At 47.9% G+C, this 6,198-nt stretch carries 5 protein-coding genes and 2 pseudogenes; 2 read left to right on the forward strand and 5 right to left on the reverse strand.

From position 1 onward, the window contains the following. The 5 genes and pseudogenes from MRY86_RS26105 to MRY86_RS27275 all read right to left on the reverse strand — a co-directional run. Positions 1-868 (reverse strand): annotated as a pseudogene (locus MRY86_RS26105) (hypothetical protein); the annotation flags it as partial. Positions 869-941: 73 nt separating this feature from the next. Continuing rightward, positions 942-1,223, reverse strand: coding sequence for a helix-turn-helix domain-containing protein (locus MRY86_RS26110; RefSeq protein WP_293568032.1), 282 nt, complete (start codon positions 1,221-1,223; stop codon positions 942-944). Positions 1,224-1,330: 107 nt separating this feature from the next. Beyond that, a complete protein-coding gene (locus tag MRY86_RS26115; RefSeq protein ID WP_293568034.1) occupies positions 1,331-2,155 on the reverse strand; it encodes a hypothetical protein in 825 nt (274 codons plus the stop codon). After that, on the reverse strand, positions 2,156-3,394 hold the full coding sequence (locus MRY86_RS26120) for a site-specific integrase (protein ID WP_293568036.1): 1,239 nt from the start codon (positions 3,392-3,394) through the stop codon (positions 2,156-2,158). 305 nt (positions 3,395-3,699) lie between these two features. Further along, positions 3,700-4,117 (reverse strand): annotated as a pseudogene (locus MRY86_RS27275) (group I intron-associated PD-(D/E)XK endonuclease). A gap of 318 nt (positions 4,118-4,435) precedes the next feature. Here MRY86_RS27275 and MRY86_RS26125 point away from each other — a divergent pair. Together MRY86_RS26125 and ung are read left to right on the forward strand one after the other, a co-directional pair. Continuing rightward, positions 4,436-5,356, forward strand: a complete 921-nt coding sequence (locus MRY86_RS26125) for an alpha/beta hydrolase (RefSeq protein ID WP_293568038.1) — start codon at positions 4,436-4,438, stop codon at positions 5,354-5,356. A 19-nt stretch (positions 5,357-5,375) separates the two neighbouring features. Beyond that, on the forward strand, positions 5,376-6,050 hold the full coding sequence (gene ung / locus MRY86_RS26130; RefSeq protein WP_293568040.1) for a uracil-DNA glycosylase: 675 nt from the start codon (positions 5,376-5,378) through the stop codon (positions 6,048-6,050). Positions 6,051-6,198: the final 148 nt, after the last annotated feature.

The raw sequence follows: 6,198 nt of genomic DNA on the forward strand, positions 1-6,198 counted from the left end.
AGTAAGCCAGCCCACCGCCGTAGCCGTCCACCGTGGCAGCCCGTTCGCCTTTGGCTTCCTGAAATTCACCCTCCAGGCTTGCGGTGGCTTCCTGGTAGGCGGTTTTGATCTCTGCCAGTGCTGCCTTATGCTGTGCCAGCAGTGCTGCGAGTGCTTCGCCTTCCTCAGCCTTGATGCCTGCAATGGCTGTGGCTTCCTCAGCCTCCAGGTTGGCGATCTTCTGACGGGCCGCATCTTTGGCGGTGGCAAAGGATTGCCCCGTCCGGCGCTCCCGGTTGTAAACGTTACTCAGTTCCCGTTTGGCGGCTCCGATTTTACCGGCATACGCGGTTTGCTCAGCTGCCAGGCGTTCCTGGTATCGCTGAGCGGTAGCGGTGCTGTCACTCCGGTAGGCTTCGGCGGCTTTTGCCTGGCTTGCGTTGTAGTCGATCTGTGCGCCTTGTATCGCCAGGCTGTCCCGCTCCGGCTCCACCACTACGGCATCCACAACGGTCTTACTGTTCTGGTAGCTCAGTATGCCGGACGTAGCCAGCAGCACGAAGCCCAAAATAAAGACGGCGATGGACATCGCCAGGTGCAGCCCCTGCCATCGCTTGTACAACACGGCATCCACTGCCTGGGGGATGGTCACTCGCAGGCCGATCTCCAGTACAGCGGTGCCGATAATGGCCACCGCAGCAGCTGGATAGATAGCCAGCTCCTGGAGGATGGGGTAAAGTACGCTGAGTGCAGCCGCAAAGATGCCGGAGACTTCCGTCAGTGCGCTAACGATTTGGGCAAAGTAGCCGCTGGATTTGATGGTTTTGCCCAATCTTGCATAAGTAGCAAAGAATGCCCTATCTTTGGGAGTAGAACGTAAATATTTCATTGCTTTAAGTTTTGAAATGTTTCAAAATTGCCCGCTTCGAGTGTCCGCTCGGGGTGGGCTTTTTTAATGGTGGTTACGAATTGCGCAATACTTGCTTTAGCTCTGACCGCAGCCAGTAAATTTGTTTGCCCTTCCGGTAGGAGGGTTCCAGCTTCCCGTCTTTGTGGTATCGGCGTACCGTAGTCATGGAAACCGACAATATGTCGCACATCTCTTCCAGCCCTACGATCTCTGTGCCTGGCTTGCCATGCTTGTTGGCATCTTCGATCACGGCGGCCAATTCCGTCAGGTCTGCCGTCACCGCTGCCAGCTTTTCGCGGGCTTCCCTGACTACTTTTGAAAGGTTGACATTCATACATCGTACTGTTTTAGTGGTAAAAAAAAAGGGTTAATGAATCCGCTTTCGTTGTCAAATGTACGCTAATGAATTGGTATTAACGTAACATTTTTGGTAAAAAAAGATTATGGGAACAAAGACGCATCTATGATATTGGTTACCATCTTTATATCAATAGTGGTTTTCTTTAATAGGTTGATGACTTGAATAGGTCCTTTTGCAAATGGGTCATCAGAAGATAGTTGTAAATCCTCTTTCAGATACTTTTTATGGGTCAGATAATTGATAAAGTCTATTTTGGTTTCACCACATACCCAATCAATTATTTTGACTTTGGAGTCAAAAGCCTCATGTTCATCTTTAAACCAAAACCCCATTTTTAAGTAAGAGGAAAGCAACACAAAACTGAAAACAGAGTATTGAAGGATAAGTGGCCAATCCGAAAAACTAGTTTTCTCATCATATTTAAAAAAACTGCTCAACGCAAAGTATGGGGTTGTGGGGAATACATCCTCAGCGTAAAAAACATCTCTAAATTTATCTGGACGATGGTCTATGACGTAATCCCTAATACCTTCTCGTACTTGGAACGAAACCCTGAAAAGAAGTGGCGTAACTTTATATTCTTTATGAGTTTCGCTAAGTCCAAGTAAAGAAAAATCGTCACCAAACTTTTTATGCCATATTCTGACTATTCCTTTGACTTCCTTCTCGTATTGTTCAATTTCACTAATGATTTTAGGGTTTGATTTTTCAACAATGTATTTTTCAAACTCTACTTCACTCATTAACCCATCAAAGGTATTTTCAAACTCAAAAGGTGATTGGTGGTTTTTTCGATTAAATGTAACTCTGGAGTAAACAGGATATCTTTTAACCCCTGCAAAAACCTTAGGTTTTAACCGAGTATTCAAAAAGAACTTTACCCCTATTTTCTTTTCCTTAGCCATCTACTGCCATTCAATTTTTTCGAGTTCCCGTTCCACCTGCGAGTTAGCCAGGCGAATGTAAATCTTAGTCATATCCAGCGTGGAGTGATTAAGCAGCCGTTGCAGCACTGGCATCTGTACCCGTGGGGCCATCTGCGTGGCGAAGGTGCGCCGGCTGACGTGAAAACTCAGCTGCTTATCTATGCCGGCAAGCCCTGCCAGCTCCTTCAGGCAACGGTTGGTGTATTGGTTGGTGAGCTTGAACAGCGGGAAGGCTTGTAAATCCTTCCGGTTGTCGAGCTTCTGCGCTGCCAGGCGGTCACGAATGATCTGTTCCGGTTTGCTCCATTGGATGCCGTCTCGCTTGAATAGCAGCCACAGCGGTATGGTGTGTTTGTTCCTGGTCTTCTCAATCCGCATGGTGATCTGCATTCCCTTCGCCGTCTCTTCAATGTGCTTCCGGGCCAGCTTCACCACATCCCCGAATCGCAGCCCGGTATAACAGGCAAATAAGAACATGTTCCGGATCTTCTCCAGGTACTTGAAACCGGCGGGGATCTCCAGCTGCTCCAGGAGGTGCAACTCGGCTTCGGTCAGGTACTCGCGGTGGGGTTCTTCCTGCCGTGGCTTGAACTTCCGATAGGGGTTGCCATCTATCGGCAGGTAGTCATGCTTGATAGCCAGGTTGATGTAAGTGCGCAAGCACTTATGGTGCCGGTAGGCGGTATTCAATCCCATAGGGTGGGAGAGTAGGTATTTGTTGAAGGACGACAGGAAGGAATACTTCAAATCTGAGAACAGCACGTTCGCCTGGAACCGCTTGAGGTATCGCAGCGTTACCCGGTGCTGACGCTTGGTGCTTTCCTGAAGTTCCGGGCGCTCGATCTCCCGCTCAAAAAACTCCGTGAATGTCAGATAGGGATTAAGGTCGGGCGCATCCTCAGCTGCGGGGTTTTCCAGGAGTCGCAGCGGTGCCGCTCCAAACCGTTGAAGGAGTTCCAACTCCCGTTTTTTGTAGCCCTTAATTTGTTCGTGGATCAGGTCGTTTAGGTGCAGCTCAGAAATATGGTTTTCTGATACCCGCCGGTGCGTGGTGTCCCAGTGGTCCGGCTCGATGTAGATGCCGGTCGAAAAAAAACGTGTCCTCTGCTCTGCTGGAGAGTAGGCCCTGACCTGAATGAGGGCTTCCCCATCCTGGTTTAAGATGTTGTTGCGATTGTAGACCACTGAGAATTTGATCTTTTTGAAATGCGTTGCCATCACTGATTAGAATTGAAAGGTTAAGTAATTGCGGATCATTAACCCTTTCAATACGAAAACCAGTACAAAAGCAGACTATCCGTTGATAGTCAAAAGTTGCGTTTTCGCGCTCAATCCGTTGATTGTAGGTAAGTTGTGGTTGTCATTTGACAACCAACAACCTACGTTCGTGATCCCGGCAGGATTCGAACCTGCGACCGTCTGATTAGCTTACCAGCTACGGCTTTCACCGCTCCTGACGATCAATGTCAGGATTTGTGGTCTGGACTATCTCTTCGCCATTTCAGGCGCGCCACGTATAGTCTCTACGGAACCTTGCGAAAGTTCTCCGCCCAATGCACTCCATTGGACTGGTTGTTTCGAGGTATTCCTACCCTAAGCGAAACGGATTGGGAAAAATGACTGGGATCTATGTAGTAACATTGATCCGTTTCCGGGCAATAGATAGCATAGATATCAATCTCGTTTTTATCTATTGCCTTGTTGACTAAACCTCCGGAGTATGCATAAGAACTTCGGAAAGTGATTTCAACAGTATCATTTTTTTTTAAGCTTTCTGTATTTGACCTGCACTCTTCTGAAGTTACCTTTTTTGTAGGCAACGATATCAAAAGGGGCATGTTCCGTCTCCGGATTTAGGATCAAATAGCCTTGCTCAAATAAATCCAGCTTAGCCTTCAAAATACCCAGGTCTCCTTTGCTTTTAGTGTGATGTTTGTACATAACATTCAAAATACAAAGAAAATCTCAAGTTTCCTCGGGATTGCCATTTTGCCGCAGCAAAGAAGGTTTCCCCGATACAGTGGCGTCCACTCTGCAGGTTTTGTTTCCCCGCAAAGGCTCCTATAGCCTGCCTCTTATGGCAGGCTGCTTAAAGTCAGATGCTCTATCCCCTGAGCTACGGGACCATTTTTTTGAGTTTGCAAAGCTACAGTTTTTTTCATTAGAGTGCAAGATGAAAGCAAATAGAGGCAACCATCAACTGGCCTTATTTGTTTACAAGGTTGTACGTTAATGCATTAGCTTATAATTGGACATCCCGTGAAAAAAATTGTCAAGAAGAAAAGAATCTACTTCTCTTTCGCATTTCTCCTCCTCCTCATTTATGGATATGACTTTATGGAAATGCGGATCAGTACGCCTACCTACCAGAAAATTTTGGCTGAAAACCCACTTGGTCTGCAGGCCGAATTTGGTACCCTTTCCACCGAAGACCGTGATTTGCGTTACCTGGAAATTGGGCAGGACTCCCTTCCCTTAGTCGTTTTTATTCACGGTGCGCCCAGTTCCTCTTCCTTCTGGCGAACTTTTCTAAAAGACACGAGCCTTCTGGCAAAGGCCAAGCTGATGGCGGTTGACCGGCCAGGCTATGGCTACTCCGGTTACGGAAAGCCCGAAATCTCTGTAAAGAAACAGGCTGCTCTGATCGCCGAAGTAATTAGGGCAAAACGGGGTCAGCATCCTGCTGTTATCCTCCATGGGTCGAGTTACGGAGGGACCGTGGCGGCTCGTATTGCGATGGATTTTCCGGACCTTGTCGATGGTCTATTGCTGCAATCCGCTTCTCTGATGCCCGGAAAGGAAAAGACTTTCACCTTCACCCACATTACTAGGCACTGGCCATTTCGCTGGCTTTTGCCGGGCTCTATTCATGTGGCGAATATGGAAAAGCTGAGCCACAAGATGCAGCTTGACTCCATGGCCGGTCTGTGGGACCGGATAAAAAGTGCAGCTATCATCCTGCACGGCGATGCGGACAATCTTATCTACCCTGAAAATGCTATCTTTGCCAGTGAGCGGCTGGTGAATGCTTCCTTTTTAGAATTCAAACTGCTGGAGGGGCGCAAGCATGACCTGCTTTGGACCAAAAGGCAATTACTGGAACAGTCCCTCGAGAAACTCATTCAGGTCACTACAGGAAAGTATGCCGGAACGAACGGATTCTCTTCTGTACCGCACTAAACAATGATCCGCTAAGCGCATGAGCCAGGTAAAAATTGAAGAAAGCTGGAAAGCGGTATTGGAGCAGGAATTCCAACAACCTTACTTCCAAAGCATCGCCACTTTTCTAAAAAAAGAAAAAGCAGCCGGGAAAAAGATTTACCCACCCGGCAGTCTGATCTTCAATGCCTTTAATTCCACGCCCTTCGATAAGGTAAAGGTGGTGATTTTGGGGCAGGACCCTTACCACAACCCGGGAGAAGCTATGGGGCTGTCGTTTTCGGTGCCCAAAGGTGTCCGGGTGCCGCCTTCTTTGCGCAATATTTATAAAGAGCTGCAGTCTGATCTTGGCGTTGCTCCACCCAATCACGGCGACCTGACGGCATGGGCAGCGCAGGGCGTCTTTCTGCTAAACGCTATGCTCACCGTAGAGCATAAAACAGCCGGCGCACACCGGAAAATTGGCTGGCAGGACTTTACGGATGCGGTCATCCGTAAATTGTCTGAGAAGCGCGAGGGGCTGGTGTTTATGCTGTGGGGTGGTTTTGCCCGCAAGAAAAAAACATTGATTGACGCGGACAAGCACTTAATTCTGGAAGCTGCACACCCTTCCCCGCTAGCAGGGGGCGCCTTTTTCGGAAGTGCCCACTTCTCAAAAGCAAATGCTTATCTTAAGCAACAGGGTAAGAATCCCATTAACTGGCTACTGCCCTAACAATGCATTTCCCGTTGCCGCAAATTAGTTGATTGAGAATATCGTAATAAGTACTCTACCCGATGGTTATGATTGAGATTTGAAAAAAGCGAGGAAAAGCAAGATTTTGTGGTTTACCACAACTACAAAACATACTTTTCCTCATGGA

The organism is Phaeodactylibacter sp. (genome assembly GCF_022763345.1).
Lineage (GTDB): Bacteria > Bacteroidota > Bacteroidia > Chitinophagales > Saprospiraceae > Phaeodactylibacter.

Bases quoted from the DNA above. Each gene is read 5' to 3' on its own strand.
- MRY86_RS26110 (WP_293568032.1), bottom strand. From the start codon at position 1,223: ATGAATGTCAACCTTTCAAAAGTAGTCAGGGAAGCCCGCGAAAAGCTG.
- MRY86_RS26115 (WP_293568034.1), bottom strand. From the start codon at position 2,155: ATGGCTAAGGAAAAGAAAATAGGGGTAAAGTTCTTTTTGAATACTCGG.
- MRY86_RS26120 (WP_293568036.1), bottom strand. From the start codon at position 3,394: ATGGCAACGCATTTCAAAAAGATCAAATTCTCAGTGGTCTACAATCGC.
- ung (WP_293568040.1), top strand. From the start codon at position 5,376: ATGAGCCAGGTAAAAATTGAAGAAAGCTGGAAAGCGGTATTGGAGCAG.